We start from the raw sequence: 18,730 nt of genomic DNA, 5'->3' as shown, positions 1-18,730 counted from the left end.
GTTCTCAGCATTTCTGTTATACAGCCTTTTATTTATCTTGTTTACGATCTTTAATACGCGTAACTGGTATATCTTTTAAAATATCATTAATCACATAACCCGCACAAATTAATCCTACTACACTTGGTACAAATGCATTAGATGAAGGTGGGATTTGTCCTTTTCTTGTCGCCGCATTTTTATCCCCAACTGTTTCTTTTACATCTTCACGAATTACAATAGGACTTTCATCAGAAAATACGACAGGCACACCTTTTTTAATACCATCTTTTTTCAATTTTTGACGGATAATTTTAGCAATCGGATCTGTATTTGTTTTTGAAATATCTGCAACTTGGAATCTAGTCGGATCCGTTTTATTTGCTGCGCCCATACTTGAAATCAATTTAACATCACGTTTCAAACATTCTTTCATCAAATGTATTTTATACATAATCGTATCACTTGCATCGATAAAATAATCAATATCGTAATCATTAAATAATGCTTCATACGTATCTTCATTATAAAACATATGTAACGATGTTACTTTGCAGTCTGGATTGATTAATTTAATTCGTTCTTCCATTAATGTTACTTTACTTTGACCAATTGTAGTTGTTAATGCATGTATTTGACGATTGACATTAGTAATGTCTACATTATCTTTGTCTATTAAAATAATATGGCCGATATTTGTTCGAGCAAGTGCCTCTGCAGCGAATGATCCAACGCCGCCGACACCTAAAACTGCGACTGTTTGATTTTTGAGTAAATCTAACCCTTCCTTACCATAGGCCAATTCATTGCGTGAAAATTGATGCTTCATTAAAAAATACTCCTTTATTTCTACTTTTACATCTATTCATTATAGCAAATTCTAAATTTAAGTATACCACTGCTAAATTTTTGTAAATAAAAAAATACGCAGAACCGAAGTTCTGCGTACGATAGAATCCGTTGTACCGTAGTTATAATAGCTTGATCATTTTGGCCTGCTATATACAGGTGGGTGCCCTGTTTCTTGTTTTGCAAGTCCTCCTATAGAGGCGTGTGCGCTGCAAGAAAACCTATTGGGCTCCCTGATCAAAGAGTGTTAGGTCAAAATACATACAGCAAACTACGAATATTTCAGACGACTATCTTATGAGTTAATATTACCACATTCTACCTTAATTGCAAATTTAAACCATCGAAAGTTTAAATTTTTTATTAGTGACGAATACGTAGTGATAATTCTTCTAATTGTTTATCAGAAACTTCACTAGGTGCTTGTGTCATTAATGAAACAGCTGAGGCTGTTTTAGGGAATGCGATTGTATCACGTAAGTTGTTACGTCCAGCAAGCAACATTACGAAACGGTCTAAACCTAATGCGATACCGCCATGTGGAGGTGCACCATATTTAAAGGCATCTAATAAGAAGCCAAATTGTTCTTGTGCTTGTTCTTTTGTAAATCCAAGTACTTCAAACATTTTTGATTGGATGTCTGCGTTATGAATTCTGATTGAACCGCCACCAAGCTCATATCCATTTAATACGATATCATATGCTTTAGCTTGTGCTTTCTCAGGTGCTGAATCTAATTTATCTAAGTCTTCATCTTTTGGTGAAGTGAATGGGTGATGGGCTGCCACATAACGTTTTTCATCTTCGTCATATTCAAGTAATGGCCAATCTGTTACCCATAGGAAGTTAAGTTTGTTATTATCAATTAATCCTAATTCATGAGCTAATTTCACACGTAATGCACCTAAACTTTGAGCAACAACACTAGGTTTGTCTGCTACGAACATCACTAGGTCACCTGTTTCAGCACCAGTTAATTCTTTAACTTTTTCAACATCTTTATCTTCAAAGAATCTTGCAATCGGACCGCTAAAGCCGTCTTCAACAACTTTTACCCAAGCTAAACCTTTTGCTCCATAAATGTTTACAAATTCTGTTAAAGCATCCATGTCTTTACGTGTATATTTATCAGCGGCACCTTTAGCAGCAAGCGCTTTAACTTCTCCGCCTTTTTCAACAGTATCTTTGAATACTTTGAAATCCATAGTGCGACCTAGTTCTGAAACATCTTTTAATTCCATTTCAAAACGCGTATCAGGTTTGTCAGAACCATAACGAGACATTGCTTCAGCATATGTCATGCGTGGGAATTGCTCAGTAAGGTCGATACCTTTAACATCTTTCACTACTTTTTTAAGTAATGCTTCACCCATTTCCATAACGTCTTCTTGATCAACGAAGCTCATTTCTACGTCGACTTGAGTGAACTCTGGTTGTCTATCTGCACGTAAATCTTCATCACGGAAACATTTAACGATTTGATAATATTTATCAAAACCGCTGATCATTAGCAGTTGTTTAAATAATTGCGGTGATTGCGGTAATGCATAAAATTGTCCTTCATGAACACGAGATGGTACAAGATAGTCACGTGCACCTTCTGGTGTAGATTTTGTTAATACAGGAGTTTCGATATCAAAGAAGCCGTCTCTATCTAAGAACTCACGTACTGAACGTGTAATTTGATGACGCATTTTAATTGTTTGAGCAAGTTCTTGTCTTCTCAAGTCTAAATAACGGTATTTTAAGCGAATGTTTTCATCAACTTGCTGGTTTTCATCATTGATTGAAAATGGAGGTGTTTGTGCTTTGTTAATGATATTAATATGATCAACTTGTACTTCCACATTACCAGTTTTGATTTTAGGGTTTACTGTTTCAGGATCACGTTTAGTAACTGTACCTTCAACTTCAATTACATATTCACTACGAATAGATTCTGCAATTTCTAATGCTTCTTTTGAAAAGTCTGGGTTGAATACGATTTGTACATAACCTTCACGGTCACGTAAATCTACGAAAATCAAACCACCTAAGTCTCTGCGGTTATGCACCCAACCTTTTAATGTAACACGCTGTCCTAATAAATCTTCAGTTACTAGACCACAATATGTTGTTCTTTTACTCATAAATTACTTCTCTCCTTGTTTTTCTTTCTTATTTTCAAAATAAGAAACTAAGTCAGCTAAATGAATAGAATCTGTTTCTCCGCTATCCATATGTTTAATATCAATATTGCCATCTTCAAGTTCCTGTTCTCCGATAACAATTGTATATTCAGCACCAACACGGTTTGCTTGTTTCATTTGACCTTTAATTTTTCGTTTCAAATAATCTTTATCGGCTTTGATACCGTGGTGACGTAAATCGTTTAATAAATTGACAGCATATCTATCAGCTTTTTCACCCATCGTTACAATGAATAAATCTAAGTGTTCATCTTCTTCGATCTCGATACCTTCTTCTTCTAAAGCCAATAATAAACGTTCAATACTTAATGCGAAACCGATACCAGTTTGTTTAGGGCCATCTAATAATTCAAGCAAGCCATTATAACGACCTCCGCCGCACAATGTAGTGATAGCACCGTCATAATCAGGACTATCAATCATTAACTCAAAAGCAGTATGTGTATAATAATCAAGTCCACGAACTAGGTTCGGATCCTCAACGTAAGGAATATTCAAGTCATCCAAATATTGTTTTACTTGGTTGAAATATTCTTTTGATTCTTCATTCAAATAATCAGTAATTCGAGGTGCAGTTTTCACCGCTTCTTTATCTCTATCCACTTTACAATCTAAAATACGCATTGGATTTGTATACAAACGCGCTTGGCAATCATTACAAAAAGTATCAATAACAGGTTCAAAGTGTTCAATCAATGCTTTATTATATTCTTTGCGTGAATCAAAATCACCCACACTATTAATTACAAGTTTAAGGTGTTTCAAACCAAATGATTGGTAAATGTGCATAACCATAGCAAGAATTTCCGCATCAATACTAGGGTCTTGGGCACCAATTGCTTCTACACCAAATTGATTAAATTGACGATAACGTCCTTTTTGTTTACGTTCATAACGGAACATCGGTCCATTATAGTAAAGTTTAATAGGTTGATTTGGATCACCTTGCATTTTATTTTCAATGTATGATCGCACAACTGCAGCTGTTCCTTCAGGACGAAGTGTGATACTTCTATCACCTTTATCTTTGAATGTATACATCTCTTTTTGAACTACATCTGTTGAGTCGCCCACACCTCTTGCGAATAAGTCAGTGCTTTCAAAAATAGGTGTTCGTATTTCTTTATAATTATATAATTCCATTAATTCATCAAGTTTAGCTTCGATATATCTCCATTTTCTACTTTGATCAGGTAGAATATCTTGCGTTCCACGAGGGATTTTAATCATAATGTCACTTCCTTTTGTAAATAAAAAAGCCCTTGCATGATATCGCTATCACACAAGGGACGAATATTCCGTGTTGCCACCCTAATTGAGCCGAATTAAAAAATCAGACTCCACTTTAAACAATTAACGTATGTTGGACGGAAGCTGACTTTTACCAGTCAAACTTCACCTCTTCTTGTGTTCAATAGTGACAAAATTACTCTGAATAATCTTTCAGCCAAGGATTATTTCTCTATTTGCATTTCTTAATGTCTATTCAAGAATTATAACGGTTTTAATTATTTTATTCAGATACTATCATAACGATTTTGACCGTTGATTGCAACTATTTAATTTGAGAAGTATGTTCTAAGTCCATCTACAATAGCTTGTTCAACAATATGACGATGAAGTTTATCAGTAATCATCATCTCATCTGTAGGGTTGCTAATATAACCTAATTCAATCAATACTGCTGGTATTTTTGATTGACGCAGTACTTGATAGTTTTCTTGTCTTGCGCCTTTTGGAGAAAGTATTGCTTTCTTTTGAATACTCATGCTTAGTGCTTCAGCCAAGCCTTCTTGTTGTTTTTTATACCAATAGACTGTAACGCCATTTGCACCAGAAGATTTCAGCGCATCATTATGTAAACTGATAAATGCATCTCCACTTAAATTTCTATCCTTAAGTTTGACATATTCATCTTTATCACGCGTCATTTTGACTTTTGCACCTTCTTGTTCAAGCAACTTCTTTAGTTCTAAACCAGTTTTAAGGGTGTAAACTTTTTCTAAAGATTTAGAAGGAGTTGAACTGGAGGCACCCTGGTCACCGCCTCCATGACCAGGATCCAGTACAATCACTTTATTTTTTAAGGGTTTTGCATTCGGGTCGTTATCTGGTGGGATATTCAAATTAGTATGCCAACCAGCAACCCATCCTTTTTCCTTGCCATCTTGAGTAGAAACATACAACCATTTTCCTTTTTTATCAAGCTGTTTAAACGTTTCTCCTTTATCTGCAGGGAAGATTTCAGGATAGACTGCATTCGGCCCAGTTCGTAACTCAGCATCTTCTTTCATTGTTACTTTATCATTATGATCAGCCTGATAATTTGCGACTATAATAATGATAAAAATTAAGACAATCAAAGCAATCAATGCGATAAATATAGGAATCGATTTGAGCTTACGTTTCTTAAACCAATTTTCTATTCGATTCATATAATTTTGCCGTCCTGACTTTCGTAAATGATTGTAACAGGACCATCATTTGCAATATCAACAAGCATATCAGTGCCGAACTCCCCTGTTTTCACTTCCACGCCATACTGACATAAAGCTTCGTTAAATGCTTCATATAATCGATTCGCTTCTTCTGGTGGTTTTGAATTAGTAAAACCGGGACGATTTCCTTTTTTTACATCTGCGTACAGTGTAAATTGTGAAATTGATAAAATGGCACCGCCAACTTGCTGTACATTTAAGTTTAATTTGCCATTCTCATCTTCAAATATACGTGCATTTACAATTTTTTTGGCAACTGCTTCAACATCTTTTTCAGTTGAATCTTGACCGACACCTACTAATAGACAAAGGCCCTTCCCGATTTCTTCATGAATAGATTCATTAGTAACAGATGCTTGTTTTACACGTTGTACTACTATTTTCATATCTTAACACCTCAGTTAGTTCCAAACTCTTGTTACAGTATAAACATCTCCAAGTTGCTTAATACGTTCTACAACTTTAAAGACTTCATTTACATTTTTTACCATGACACTTAAATTAATAATCGCATTTTTTTCAACATCAGATTTACCTGACACTTTAACTAGATTGCTGTCTGTCGCATTGACTGCTTGTAAAACTTCATTCAATAATCCGTTGCGATCATAAGCAGTTACTTCTAAATCAACTTGATATCTTTGTGTAGAATCTTTTGATTTCACCCATTCGACATCAATTAACCGCTCTGTTTCACTTTTAATATTAGGGCAATCTGTGCGATGGACTTTAATTCCGTGTCCTTTGGTAATATATCCTACAATATCATCACCTGGAATTGGGTTACAACATTTTGATAACTTGATTAGAACGTTTTCAATTCCTTCAACATATACACCGCTGTCTGTTGTGATATGATCTTTAATCGGTACTGATTTTGTAACCTCTTGTGCCGCATTCAACGCCTTTTGTTTATCCAAAATACGTTGTTTTTCAGTCAATTTATTCACAATTTGAGATGAGGTAACCCCACCAAATCCAACTGCTGCAAATAAATCATCTTCATTTGAAAAGTTGTATTTTTGATTAACCGCTTCAATATTTTCTTCAGTCAAGACGTCTTCAACTTTAAATCCTTGATCTTTGATTTCAGCTTCAACCATAAATTTACCTTTTTCAATGTTGGAAGATCGATCTTGTTTTTTGAAAAAGCTTTTAATTTTACTTTTAGCACTTGAGGATTTTACAATTTTCAACCAGTCTCTACTTGGTCCATATGAATGTTTACTTGTTCTGATTTCAACAATATCCCCAGTTTGCAATACATAATCAATCGGTTCAATTTTACCATTCACTTTAGCGCCGATCATTTTATTGCCGACCTCACTATGGACTGCATAAGCAAAATCAATCGGCACTGCTCCATACGGTAATTCAATGACATCACTTTGTGGTGTAAATGCATAAACTTTATCGCTTTGTAAATCAAATTTCAATGATTCCATGAATTCTTGAGCATCATTTGCTGTTTTATCAGCTTCTGCTAAATCTTTAAGCCACGATAATTTTTGCGCATATCCTGAATTATCATCCGTTACTTTTTTACCTTCTTTATATGCCCAATGTGCTGCAACACCATGTTCAGCAATTTCATGCATTTCTTGTGTACGAATTTGAATTTCTAAAGGATCACCGTTCGGACCAACTACAGTAGTATGCAAGGATTGATACATATTTTGTTTCGGCATAGCAATATAATCTTTAAATCGTCCTGGCATCGGTTTCCATAAAGTATGCACTAAACCAAGTACGGCATAACAATCCTTAATAGAGTCGACAATAATACGGACAGCTAGTAAATCGAAAATTTGATCGAATTGTTTCTTTTGTTTCATCATTTTTCGATAAATACTGTATATGTGTTTAGGACGACCATTGATTTCACCGCTGATATGCATTTTATCCATTTCAGCACTGATTCTATCTATAGCATTAGCAATATATGCTTCTCGTTCGCTGCGTTTCTTTTTCATCAGATTAACAATTCTGAAATATTGAACACCGTCAATGTAACGCAACGCTATATCTTCAAGTTCCCATTTAATCGTGTTAATACCTAATCGATGCGCTAATGGTGCATATATTTCTAGAGTTTCTTTAGAAATGCGAATTTGTTTTTCACGCGGCATTGCTTTTAACGTTCTCATATTATGCAATCTATCAGCTAATTTAACTAAAATAACACGTACATCTTTTGCAATCGCAATAAATAACTTACGGTGATTTTCAGCTTGCTGTTCTTCTTTTGAACGATATTTAACTTTCTTAAGTTTTGTTACGCCTTCTACTATCATTGCAACTTCGTCATTAAACATCGCTTTTACATCATCAAATGTGTATGGAGTATCCTCAATCACATCATGTAAAAAACCAGCAACAATTGTTGGTCCATCCAAGTGCATTTCTGTTAAGATTCCCGCTACTTGAATAGGATGCATGATATACGGCAGACCATTTTTTCTAAATTGTCCTTGATGTGCTTCATAAGCAATATGATAGCTTTTCAGCACGTGTTCGTATTCTTCCTCACTTAAATATGATTTGGCTTTATACAACACTTCGTCTGCACTGTATGGATATTCATTATTCACATTAGACACCCCCACATATTCGTTTATCTTTTTAATGTTCTTATGAGGTATGTTAAATAGAATCCAAATTGAATTTATTTAAGTATTTAAAAAACGGCGAAAGGTTACCAACTCTCGCTTAAACACTTTACCTCGAACCTAATTTACCTATTATCCACATTTATTAAATAATACATCTATATTACTATAAATGGAAAGATAATTGAACCTTTTGCATTTATATACGTATCATGAAGCACGTTTGTATGGCTTTTATTTTAATTCAGCTCATATTTCCACTGTCAATTATACACAATTAAAAAGCGAAAATAATAACAATAAATCGCCTACCACGACATTCGAGTAAGCGATTTATAAACATATTCCTATTTAATTATTCATCGTAAGAAATTAAACTTAAAACATCGTAGCCATCAAGTTTATCGATACCGTGCAAATATTTTAATTCGATAATAAATGCAATACCTACAACAATACCGCCTAATTCTTCAACAAGTTTAATTGTAGCTTCGATTGTTCCGCCAGTAGCTAGCAAATCATCAGTAATCAACACACGTTGTCCTGGTTTAATAGCATCTTTATGCATCGTAAGTACATTTGTGCCATACTCTAAATCATATTCATAACGAATGACTTCACGCGGTAATTTTCCTTCTTTTCTAACAGGAGCAAAGCCGATTCCCATTGAATAAGCAACTGGACAACCAATGATAAATCCACGTGCTTCAGGTCCGACAACAATATCTACTTCTTTTTCTCGAGCAAATTCTACAATTTGATCTGTTGCATAACCATATGCTTCTCCATTATCCATGATTGTTGTGATGTCTTTAAAGTCGACACCTTCTTTTGGCCAATCTTGTACTTCTGACACATATTGTTTTAAATCCATATTATCTATATCCTCCTAATTACTTTGCTAGCTGCTCTTTTATCCATACTTTTACTTTTGAGAAGTCATCGTAAAGTAAAAATTTTTCTACATCAATACGTTTCATACTTGCTTGATAAAGACGACTAGAAGTAATTTCTTTCTTTTCTACATCTTTGTTCACAGTTATTATACCATTATTGTCATGAATGAAATTCAATTCATTAAAGACCTTAAGCATAAAAATTAAGACTTGCGGTTTAACATTCAGGTAATCACATAATTGCATTCCATCCTGTTTTAAATTCACTTCATTTTTTGCAAGCAATGCTTTATAACAAGCTTTAAATTTATCCAAATGCGGTAATCCATCAAAATAAATTGAGTTTTGATGATTCAACTCTAAAATAATTTGACTTTCAACAATAGAAGCTAATGTCGATTGCATAGATTCTATTGTAAGTGGTAATTCTTTAAAAACATAGCGCTCATATTGTTCTGGAATTGTATCTCCATAAAAATATTGGTGCTCATGATCTTTATTTGATTTCTTGTTAACAATTTCTGCTGTAGGCAAATCATCATTTGCTAGAATTTGTTGTCTAGCCTTACCTCTGAAATCTAAAATTTGCAGTGCCTCTGAGGCCATGTCTTGAACCATAAATTGAGGTGATTGATTCCCATTCCATTCATTGATTTGTAAAGTTCCAATCATATTTATGGGCTGATTAGGTTCGATTTGATTTGCATATTCTCCATGTTGCCAATAAAGACTTTGAATTTTAGAATCACCAATGGTCATTTTAAGGTGCTTGCCTTCTTGTCCTATTCCCTTTGCTTGAATAATTTTAGCATTATTCAATTGAAAAAGCGGACTTGTAAAATCTGTCCCAAAAGGTCGCAACTTTTGAATATCTCTGATGTTTTTAACCGTAATTTCCGCTTCATCTAAAAGTAAATCTACCTTCTTACGAGGAGAAAGATCTTTTTCTTTTGAAATTTCAGCCATATGCACATTCAAGGCTTCTCTCAGCTTCTCTATATTTTCAATAGGCAAAGTCATTCCTGCAGCCATATGATGACCGCCGAATTTGGTAATTAATGTGCGTTCTTTATCTAAAATATCGTACATAGAAACTTGCTCAATACTCCGCGCTGACCCTTTTGCGAAATTTTGTACAGTATCAATATTTAAGATAATCGTTGGTAATCCAAATGTTTCAACAACCTTAGATGCCGCTATACCCAAAACACCTTCGTGCCAATTTTCTTGTGCTAAAACAAGAAACTGATTACCATTCTCCACTTGTTCAGCTGCCATTAATACAGCTTCATCAGATATTTCTTTCACAATATCTTTTCTTTCTTGATTAAAATGTTCAACTTGCTCAGCTAAAAATTCTGCTTCTTCATCATTATCAGACATTAATAATTCAGCTGCTAAACTTGCATCATCTAATCTGCCGACAGCATTTAATCTTGGACCAATTACAAATCCAATTGTTTCTTCAGTTATAGTATCTTTATAACTTGCATTATTTAAAAGCGCTTGGATTGATGGGAATTGCGTTTGATTTAATATATCTAATCCATCTTGCACAATTGCGCGGTTTTCATCTGTTAATGATACTAAATCAGCAATCGTACCGATGGCTGCTAGTGCTGTGTAGTATGGAGAAGGATGATCTAATAAAGCTTGTGCTATTTTTAAAGCCACACCTGCTCCGCTTAAATATTTAAAAGGATAGTTAAATTCTGGGTGCATTGGGTGAACGATTGCGAAAGCTTCTGGTAATGTTTCTCCAATTTCATGGTGGTCTGTGAGTATGACATCCATCCCTAATTCTTGCGCTGTTTTAATTTCATGATGACCTTGTATACCATTATCCACAGTGATGATAAGGTTGATACCTTCATCGTATGCATTCTTAAATGCCGCTTCATTAGGCCCGTAACCTTCTGTAAAACGATTAGGTATGTACCAGCCGACTTCAGCCCCTAATTCCTGTAAAACAGAAACTAAGATAGTAGTTGATGTCACACCATCGGCATCATAATCTCCATATATTAAAATACGTTCATGATTATCAATCGCTTTATTAATACGCTCAATCGCTTTTTTCATATCACTCATTGTATAAGGATCGTGCTTAATCGTAGATTTTTTTAATAAGGCTTCAATATCTTGTTTATCCGTAATATTTTTGCTCTCCAAAATTTTACGAACAATAGGTGTCAGTTTCATTTCTGATGCAATTTCATCAGAAATTTGATTTGTATTTTGTTGTAGGTCCCATTTAAATTTAGCTTTAATCATAAATCGGCTTCCCTCATTTCCACATGTCATTATACAAAAGAACGCTTTAAATAAAAAGCAACTTCTCTATCTTAACATTTTTTAAATAGAAAAACTCCCGGAAAGTATTCCGGGAGTCAAAAAACAAGTATAAATTATACAAGTATTTTTTCATCGTTACTGCGTTTTTCACGATAAACCACTAATTTATGATCTGGTGATTTCTTAAGTTGACGTTTCTTCATCATGCCCCATAATGGAACAGCTATAAAGATAGATGAGAATACACCAGAAACTAAACCGATTAGCAACGCTAATGAGAAGTTGAAGATACTAGATGCACCGAATATTAAGAGTGCAACTACTACAATTACAACTGTTAACACCGTATTTATAGATCTTGTCATTGTTTGTCTGATTGAATGGTTAACAATACGATCAATTTGTTCTGGTTCTGTGATCACCTTAATTTTACGCAAGTTTTCACGAACCCTGTCGAACGTAACAATTGTATCGTTAATTGAATAACCAATAATCGTCAGAACTGCTGCGATGAATGTAACATCTACTTCTAATCTGAATAAGCTGAACACTGCAACAATCATAAAGGCATCATGTAATAACGCCAAAATTGATGAAAGTCCCATACGCCATTCAAATCGTAATGAGATGTAAATAATCATACCGATTGAAGCATATATTAATGATAGTAATGCGTTCTTAGCAATTTCTTGTCCAATTACTGGAGAAACAGTATTGACAGTCGGATCATTACCGAATTTTTTGCTAATTGTGTCCTTAACTTTAGCTACTTCATTTTTACTTAAATCATGTTTAAATTGAACAGATGCACTGTCATTGTTTCCAGAAAGTGATACTTGATCAGGTTTCATACCTACTTTATCTAACGTATTTGTGACACTTTGCTGTGTGATTTTGTGATCTGCTTTCATATCAACACGTGTACCACTCGTAAAGTCGATACCTAAGTTCAACTTAAAGATAAAGAGAATGACTACACCTGCTAAAATGATGATACCGCTGAACCAGAATAATGGTTTAGCAAGTTTCATAAAGTTCCAATGATCATAAGGTGTTTTCAATTCGTATACATCAATACCTTCATTGATATCGTGTCTATCTTTCTTGCTAACACCGAACAACCAAAAGCTTTTCTTGAAGTAATTAGATTGTACAAGCAATGATAATAAGATACGTGTTAAGAACACGGCTGTAACGAAACTCATTAAAATTGCGAGTAATAACATTGTTGCGAAACCTTTTACCGCACTTTCACCAAAGAAGAATAATACAGCTGCAGCTAATACAGTTGTCAAGTTGGCATCAAGTATTGTAATAAAGGAGCTTTTATTCGCTTTATTGAATGCTTGTTTGAGAGTTCTGCCAATCCTCAATTCATCTTTAATCCGTTCATACATGATAATGTTGGCATCCACTGCCATACCGACACCTAAAACCAATGCGGCTAAACCTGGCAATGTTAACACACCATGTATAAAGTTAAATGCTACAAGCGTGATGTAAATATATGTTGTTAATGTAATAACAGCAATAATACCTGGTAATCTGTAAAAACCTACTATGAATAAGTAGATAATACCGACACCTAATAATGAACCGAAAATCGTTTTATCTAATGCATCTTGACCGAACTGTGCACCAACAGAGTTAGAATACAATTCTTTCAAGTGAACTGGTAATGAACCTGAGTTCAATAAGTCTGCAATTTGTTTTGCTTTTTGAACACCTTTTTCACCATTGAATCCACCAGAAATTTCAACACTATCTGAATTGATTGGCTGATCTACAGATGCAGCAGATACATATTTAGGATCTTTTTTATCTTTTTCTTTTTGATAACTGTCGCCTTTTTCATAATCTAACCAAACGACCATCACGTTATCTTTTCGTTTAGAAATCTCTTCTGTTACTTTTTTGAATTTCTTGCTGTCTTTCAATTTAAAAGTAACTGCAGGTTGGTTAGTATTTTGTTTAAATTCTTGTTTTGCAGAACCTTGGACTAAATCTTTCCCTGTTAATTTAACATGATCGTCAGAATCACGAATTGTTAAATTAGCTTGAGAAGATAAGATGTCTCGTGCTTCATTTTGATTTTTAACACCGGCTAATTGAACACGAATCCGATTATTATTCTCAACTTGAATTTTAGGTTCGGAAACCCCGAGTACATTGACCCTGTTTTCTAAAGTTTTAGCTGTCGCTTGAACAGCCTTATCGTCAATTTTCTCACCTTTTTCAAGTGGATTAACTTGATATAAAACTTCAAATCCACCCTGAAGGTCCAATCCTAAACGGACGTCTTTAACTACACTCTTATAGGTTGCTGCCATACCTGCAAAAAGCAGAACAACCAACAGTAAGAATGCAATTATTCTACTGTTTTTCTTCACATGAACACCTCATTATTTACTTATGTAAATAGCATACTCGATTATTCAAACCTACTGCAAGTCAAAACAGAACAAATACCACGTTTCTCGTTCAATTACAGTAATTGAATGAACTTTACAAGCGTACTATAACTTTACCTAACTTTCAAAACACACGATTGCATTAATTTAATCGCCGTCGATGTTTTCATTTAGACAACACAATACATTAAGTGTTAATTATATTATTAAATTTCGAGTTAAGTCGTGTACCAATGCTACATTATACACGCTATTTTTTCTTTTTTAAACATTGTCTTGAAATCGCAAACTAAAAGTAATATTCCTTACAAAATTAAAAACACCTCTTATTTTATCCCGAAGATAAAGTAAGAGGTGTTTGTATCATCAATATTATGTATAGGTAAGCCCTTATTCTTGTAACCTATACGCATTCAATATTGTTTTAGTAATTAGTCTGGATTTACTTGTTTGATTGCAGGTTTTTCAAAAGTTAATTGAGTACCTTTATCATTAACAGAAATCACGACTGAAGTTTCATCTAAAGAACGTACAACACCTTTAATACCACCGATAGTAGTAACATGTTGTCCCACTTCTAAACGATTAATCATTTCACGGTGTTCTTTTTGACGTTTTTGTTGTGGTCGAATCATAAAGAACCACATAAGAGCTAATAATGCTATAGGTAATATAAGACCAGTTAAATTCACAAACATTACTCCTTTAAAAGTTTTTAGGATTTTCTACATTCAATCCATATTGCTCAAAGAATTCCTCTTTAAAATCTAAAAGACGATCTTCCCTAATGGCCTGTCTGATATCCTCCATTAATTTTAACAGAAAATAGAGATTATGGTAAGTAGTAAGACGTATACCGAATGTTTCTTCAGCTTTAATTAAATGTCTTAGATATGCACGTGAATAATTTCGGCATGTATAGCAATCACAATTAGGATCGAGCGGACCTAAATCATCTGCATATTTCGCATTTTTAATGACAACGCGACCTTCTGATGTCATACAAGTCCCATTACGTGCAATACGTGTCGGTAATACACAATCAAACATATCCATTCCGCGGATACTGCATTCAATTAATGCATCTGGCGAACCTACCCCCATTAAATAACGCGGTTTATCTTTCGGCATAAATTGTTCAGTGTGCTCTACCATATCATACATAACAGGTTTAGGTTCACCCACCGATAATCCGCCGATAGCATAACCAGGAAAATCTAATTTGACCAATTCTTCAGCACTTTGCTGGCGTAAATCTTTATATTCGCCACCTTGAATAATCCCGAATAACGCTTGGTCTTCAGGACGTGCATGTGCTTTTAAGCAACGTTCAGCCCATCTTGTAGTTCTTTCAATAGAATCTTTGACATATTTATATTCAGCAGGCATCGGAGGACATTCATCAAATGCCATCATGATATCTGATCCTAAATCATTTTGGATTTCCATTGATTTTTCAGGACTTAAAAATAGCTTAGAACCATTTTTATGGTGTCTGAAATAAACACCTTCTTCTGTGATTTTTCTTAAATTACTCAAACTGAATACTTGGAAACCGCCAGAATCCGTTAAAATCGGTCCATCCCAATTCATAAATTGATGCAGTCCACCTGCACGTTTAATTAATTCATTTCCAGGTTGCAACCATAAATGGTATGTATTACCTAAAATGATTTTTGCGTTGATATCATGCAATTCTTCTGGACTCATTGTTTTTACAGTAGCTTTTGTTCCTACTGGCATAAACATAGGTGTTTCAAAAGAACCATGAGGTGTGTGTACAATACCTAATCTAGCTCCAGATTGTTTACACGTTTTAATGTGTTCATATGTTACTGCAGGCTTCACCTGTTTTCAACTCCCTTAAATAATTAGCATCGCATCGCCGAAACTGAAGAAACGATATTTCATTTCTACGGCTGTTCGGTATGCATTTAAAATATACTGTCTTGAACTGAAAGCAGAGACCAGCATCACTAAAGTTGATTTCGGCAAATGGAAGTTTGTAATCAATCCATCAATTGCTTTGAATTCAAATCCAGGATAAATAAAAATATCAGTCCATCCGCTTGCAGCAGTAAATGTATCATAATCTCGGCGAATCGTTTCAAGTGTTCGTGTAGATGTTGTTCCGACAGAGATAATACGTTTGCCGTTTTGTTTGGTTTGATTTAATAAATCTGCTGTTTCTTGCGTCATTTGATAATATTCGCTATGCATTTCATGGTCGTCTATATTATCTACACTGACCGGTCTGAATGTGCCTAAACCTACATGTAAAGTGATAAAAGCAAGATTTACACCTTTAGCTTTAAGTTCGTCTAGTAATTCATCTGTGAAGTGAAGACCTGCTGTTGGTGCAGCAGCTGAACCTGTTGCTTTAGCATAGACAGTCTGATACCTATCTTGGTCTTCTAATCTTTCTTTGATGTATGGAGGTAAAGGCATTTCACCAAGTTCATCTAAGCGTTCTTGTAAAATACCTTCATATGAAAGACGCATTATTCTGCCGCCTTGGTCCAATTCCTCTATACATTCAGCTTCTATTTTTCCTTCACCAAATGATAATTTTTGACCTACTTTAATTCTTTTTGCTGGTTTAAGTAATACTTCCCAATCATCGCCTTCAATTTGTGTCAGCATTAACATTTCAACTTTAGCTTTAGTTTCTTGTTTAACACCGAATAATCTGGCAGGCATCACTTTCGTATCATTTAATACTAAGGTATCGCCTGAATTGATGTATTCAATAATGTCTTTAAAATGACGATGTTCTAATTCACCATTTTCTTTATGCAGCACTAGTAACCGACTTGTATCTCGGTCTTTTAAAGGTGTTTGTGCTATCAATTCTTCTGGTAAATCATAATCAAATTCTTCAATATTCAAAATTGTCCCTCTTTCCATTCTTCGCTTCAAAATGTTCGTATGCTAATGGCGTTGCCTTGCGCCCTCTTGGTGTACGTTCTAGGAAACCTTTTTGTATTAGAAACGGTTCATATACATCTTCAATTGTAATTCTTTCTTCTCCGATTGAAACAGCAATCGTATCTAATCCGACTGGACCGCCATTATATTGATTGATAATACAACTCATCATTTTATGATCAATATAATCTAATCCATAATCATCTACTTGCAATAATTGCAACGCACGTTTTGTTGTTTCAATGTATATCATGTCATCTTCATTGACTTGTTGGAAGTCCCGGACACGTTTTAAGAGACGGTTAGCTATACGAGGTGTACCACGGCTTCTTTTAGCGAGTTCGACAGCACTTTCTTCATCAATTTCTGTATTCAGAACTTCAGCTGTTCGAATAATGATGTCCTTCAACTCAGATTCTTTATAATATTCTAAACGCAAGTGTACACCGAAGCGATCGCGAAGCGGCCCTGTTAAACTGCCGGCTCTTGTTGTTGCCCCAACAAGAGTAAAAGGAGGTAAATCAATACGAATACTTCTAGCTTCTTCACCTTTACCAATTACAATATCTAAATAAAAGTCTTCCATTGCTGGATATAAAACTTCTTCCACTACACTGCTAAGTCGATGTATTTCATCTATAAACAACACATCGCCAGGTTGTAATCCAGACAATATAGCTGCTAAATCTCCAGGACGTTCAATCGCAGGCCCTGTTACAGTACGAATATTGACATTCATTTCATTAGCAATAATATTTGATAGCGTTGTTTTACCTAAACCTGGGGGACCAAATAATAAAACATGATCGAGCGGTTCTTCTCTTAACTTAGCGGCTTTTATAAATACTTCCAAATTCGATTTAATAGAAGCTTGACCAATATATTGTTTTAAGAAATGAGGTCTTAATGATAATTCAAATGATGATTCATCTTCATGTTGTGATTGGTCTACCATTCTATCATCCATCTCTGTCCCCTCCATTTCGTATTATTATGAAACAAGTATTTTCAAGCCTGCTTTTACTGCTTCATCAACTGAAGTATATGATTCAGCTTGAAGTTTTTTCTCAACTTTATTCAACTCACGTTTAGAATAACCTAAAGCTTCTAAAGCTAATAAAGCCTCATCTAATATAGGAGATGTTTGGTTAGATTCTGAACCTTCAAAGTTGAGTAATGTTTCTGGATTTTCTTCCGTAATTTGAACTTTGCCTTTTAAATCTAAAATAATTTGTCGCGCCGTTTTTTTACCGATTCCAGGGAATTTCGTTAAATAAGTCTCATTTTCATTTTCTATACCGATTTTCACTTCATTAGGTGTACTTGCAGCCAAAATCGCTAAAGCAGACTTGGGTCCGATACCCGTCACTTTATTTAAGCTTAAAAACATGCCTTTTTCTTCTTCACTCATAAATCCATACAGTAATTGTGCATCTTCTCTTACAACTAAAGAAGTGTATATTGTGACTTCTTGTTGATAATACTGTTGAAATCTGTATGAATTGGGTGTTTGAATTTCATAACCCACTCCATTTGTTTCTACAACAACGTGAGTTGGAAATAATTGTGATAACTTACCTTTTATATATGCGTACACGTGGTCACTTCCTTACATAGACATACTGATTATTTCAACTTTATACACATTATCTATATTGCGTAATTCAAAAATTACATCTTCAATTGAAGTTGGACTTCCAGCTGAATTGATAGATAACGTAATAGTTGCTTTATCTTCCATAGGTATACTTTGATGAATCGTAAGCACGGACATATGAATCTGCGAAATAGTATTCAAAACTTGAGCAAGCATTCCAACTTTATCATGTACGTAAAGTATAATTGTAAACTCTTTAGTTTCTTCAACTTTTTCATCTAAGGGAAAAATTGTATCTTTATATTTATAAAAAGCACTACGAGATAGCCCAAATTCTCTTACAGCTTCATATATTGAGAGTTCCGGATTTTCTTTAAGTGCATCCTTAATTTGCAATGTCTTAATAACAGACTCTGGCAACACATCTTCTCGTATCAAATAGAACTTTTTAACATTTTTCTCGTCCACTTAGACACCT

Annotated in this window: 15 protein-coding genes and 1 other RNA gene; all 16 read right to left on the bottom strand. The window is 34.5% G+C overall.

Going from position 1 to position 18,730, the window contains the following annotated elements; translation table 11 throughout:
* Positions 1-28 precede the first annotated feature (28 nt).
* The 16 genes from DYE31_RS06295 to DYE31_RS06220 all read right to left on the bottom strand — a co-directional run bounded on the left by DYE31_RS06295 (position 29) and on the right by DYE31_RS06220 (position 18,720).
* A complete protein-coding gene (locus tag DYE31_RS06295) occupies positions 29-808 on the bottom strand; it encodes a tRNA threonylcarbamoyladenosine dehydratase (RefSeq protein ID WP_015900487.1) in 780 nt (259 codons plus the stop codon).
* A gap of 121 nt (positions 809-929) precedes the next feature.
* A non-coding RNA gene (gene ssrS, locus DYE31_RS06290) (6S RNA) lies at positions 930-1,120 on the bottom strand.
* A 71-nt stretch (positions 1,121-1,191) separates the two neighbouring features.
* The gene (gene aspS / locus DYE31_RS06285) at positions 1,192-2,958 is read right to left on the bottom strand and encodes an aspartate--tRNA ligase (RefSeq protein WP_015900488.1); all 1,767 of its coding nucleotides are present in this window, start codon (positions 2,956-2,958) and stop codon (positions 1,192-1,194) included.
* Between the two features lie 3 nt (positions 2,959-2,961).
* Complete coding sequence (gene hisS / locus DYE31_RS06280; RefSeq protein ID WP_015900489.1) at positions 2,962-4,248, bottom strand: histidine--tRNA ligase; 1,287 nt, start codon at positions 4,246-4,248, stop codon at positions 2,962-2,964.
* A gap of 329 nt (positions 4,249-4,577) precedes the next feature.
* Complete coding sequence (locus DYE31_RS06275; protein WP_015900490.1) at positions 4,578-5,453, bottom strand: N-acetylmuramoyl-L-alanine amidase; 876 nt, start codon at positions 5,451-5,453, stop codon at positions 4,578-4,580.
* Positions 5,450-5,902, bottom strand: coding sequence for a D-aminoacyl-tRNA deacylase (dtd, locus tag DYE31_RS06270; RefSeq protein WP_015900491.1), 453 nt, complete (start codon positions 5,900-5,902; stop codon positions 5,450-5,452). Before dtd ends, DYE31_RS06275 begins: the two co-directional genes overlap by 4 nt.
* A 15-nt stretch (positions 5,903-5,917) precedes the next feature.
* On the bottom strand, positions 5,918-8,107 hold the full coding sequence (locus tag DYE31_RS06265; protein ID WP_015900492.1) for a RelA/SpoT family protein: 2,190 nt from the start codon (positions 8,105-8,107) through the stop codon (positions 5,918-5,920).
* A 373-nt stretch (positions 8,108-8,480) separates the two neighbouring features.
* Entirely contained in the window at positions 8,481-8,999 is a 519-nt protein-coding gene (locus DYE31_RS06260; RefSeq protein WP_015900493.1) for an adenine phosphoribosyltransferase, read from the bottom strand.
* Between the two features lie 19 nt (positions 9,000-9,018).
* The gene (gene recJ, locus DYE31_RS06255) at positions 9,019-11,295 is read right to left on the bottom strand and encodes a single-stranded-DNA-specific exonuclease RecJ (protein ID WP_015900494.1); all 2,277 of its coding nucleotides are present in this window, start codon (positions 11,293-11,295) and stop codon (positions 9,019-9,021) included.
* A gap of 134 nt (positions 11,296-11,429) precedes the next feature.
* The gene (secDF, locus tag DYE31_RS06250) at positions 11,430-13,706 is read right to left on the bottom strand and encodes a protein translocase subunit SecDF (RefSeq protein WP_015900495.1); all 2,277 of its coding nucleotides are present in this window, start codon (positions 13,704-13,706) and stop codon (positions 11,430-11,432) included.
* A gap of 452 nt (positions 13,707-14,158) precedes the next feature.
* The gene (gene yajC, locus DYE31_RS06245) at positions 14,159-14,419 is read right to left on the bottom strand and encodes a preprotein translocase subunit YajC (RefSeq protein WP_015900496.1); all 261 of its coding nucleotides are present in this window, start codon (positions 14,417-14,419) and stop codon (positions 14,159-14,161) included.
* Positions 14,420-14,432: 13 nt separating this feature from the next.
* Positions 14,433-15,575, bottom strand: a complete 1,143-nt coding sequence (tgt, locus tag DYE31_RS06240; RefSeq protein WP_015900497.1) for a tRNA guanosine(34) transglycosylase Tgt — start codon at positions 15,573-15,575, stop codon at positions 14,433-14,435.
* Between the two features lie 15 nt (positions 15,576-15,590).
* The gene (gene queA / locus DYE31_RS06235) at positions 15,591-16,616 is read right to left on the bottom strand and encodes a tRNA preQ1(34) S-adenosylmethionine ribosyltransferase-isomerase QueA (RefSeq protein WP_015900498.1); all 1,026 of its coding nucleotides are present in this window, start codon (positions 16,614-16,616) and stop codon (positions 15,591-15,593) included.
* Positions 16,606-17,622, bottom strand: a complete 1,017-nt coding sequence (ruvB, locus tag DYE31_RS06230; protein WP_015900499.1) for a Holliday junction branch migration DNA helicase RuvB — start codon at positions 17,620-17,622, stop codon at positions 16,606-16,608. The genes queA and ruvB overlap by 11 nt, the downstream gene beginning before the upstream one ends.
* Before the next feature lie 24 nt (positions 17,623-17,646).
* A complete protein-coding gene (gene ruvA, locus DYE31_RS06225; protein WP_015900500.1) occupies positions 17,647-18,252 on the bottom strand; it encodes a Holliday junction branch migration protein RuvA in 606 nt (201 codons plus the stop codon).
* A 12-nt stretch (positions 18,253-18,264) separates the two neighbouring features.
* A complete protein-coding gene (locus DYE31_RS06220) occupies positions 18,265-18,720 on the bottom strand; it encodes an ACT domain-containing protein (protein ID WP_015900501.1) in 456 nt (151 codons plus the stop codon).
* Positions 18,721-18,730 lie beyond the last annotated feature (10 nt).

This window comes from Staphylococcus carnosus, from assembly GCF_900458435.1.
GTDB lineage: Bacteria > Bacillota > Bacilli > Staphylococcales > Staphylococcaceae > Staphylococcus > Staphylococcus carnosus.
This window is presented reverse-complemented; position numbering and strand designations above follow the sequence as displayed.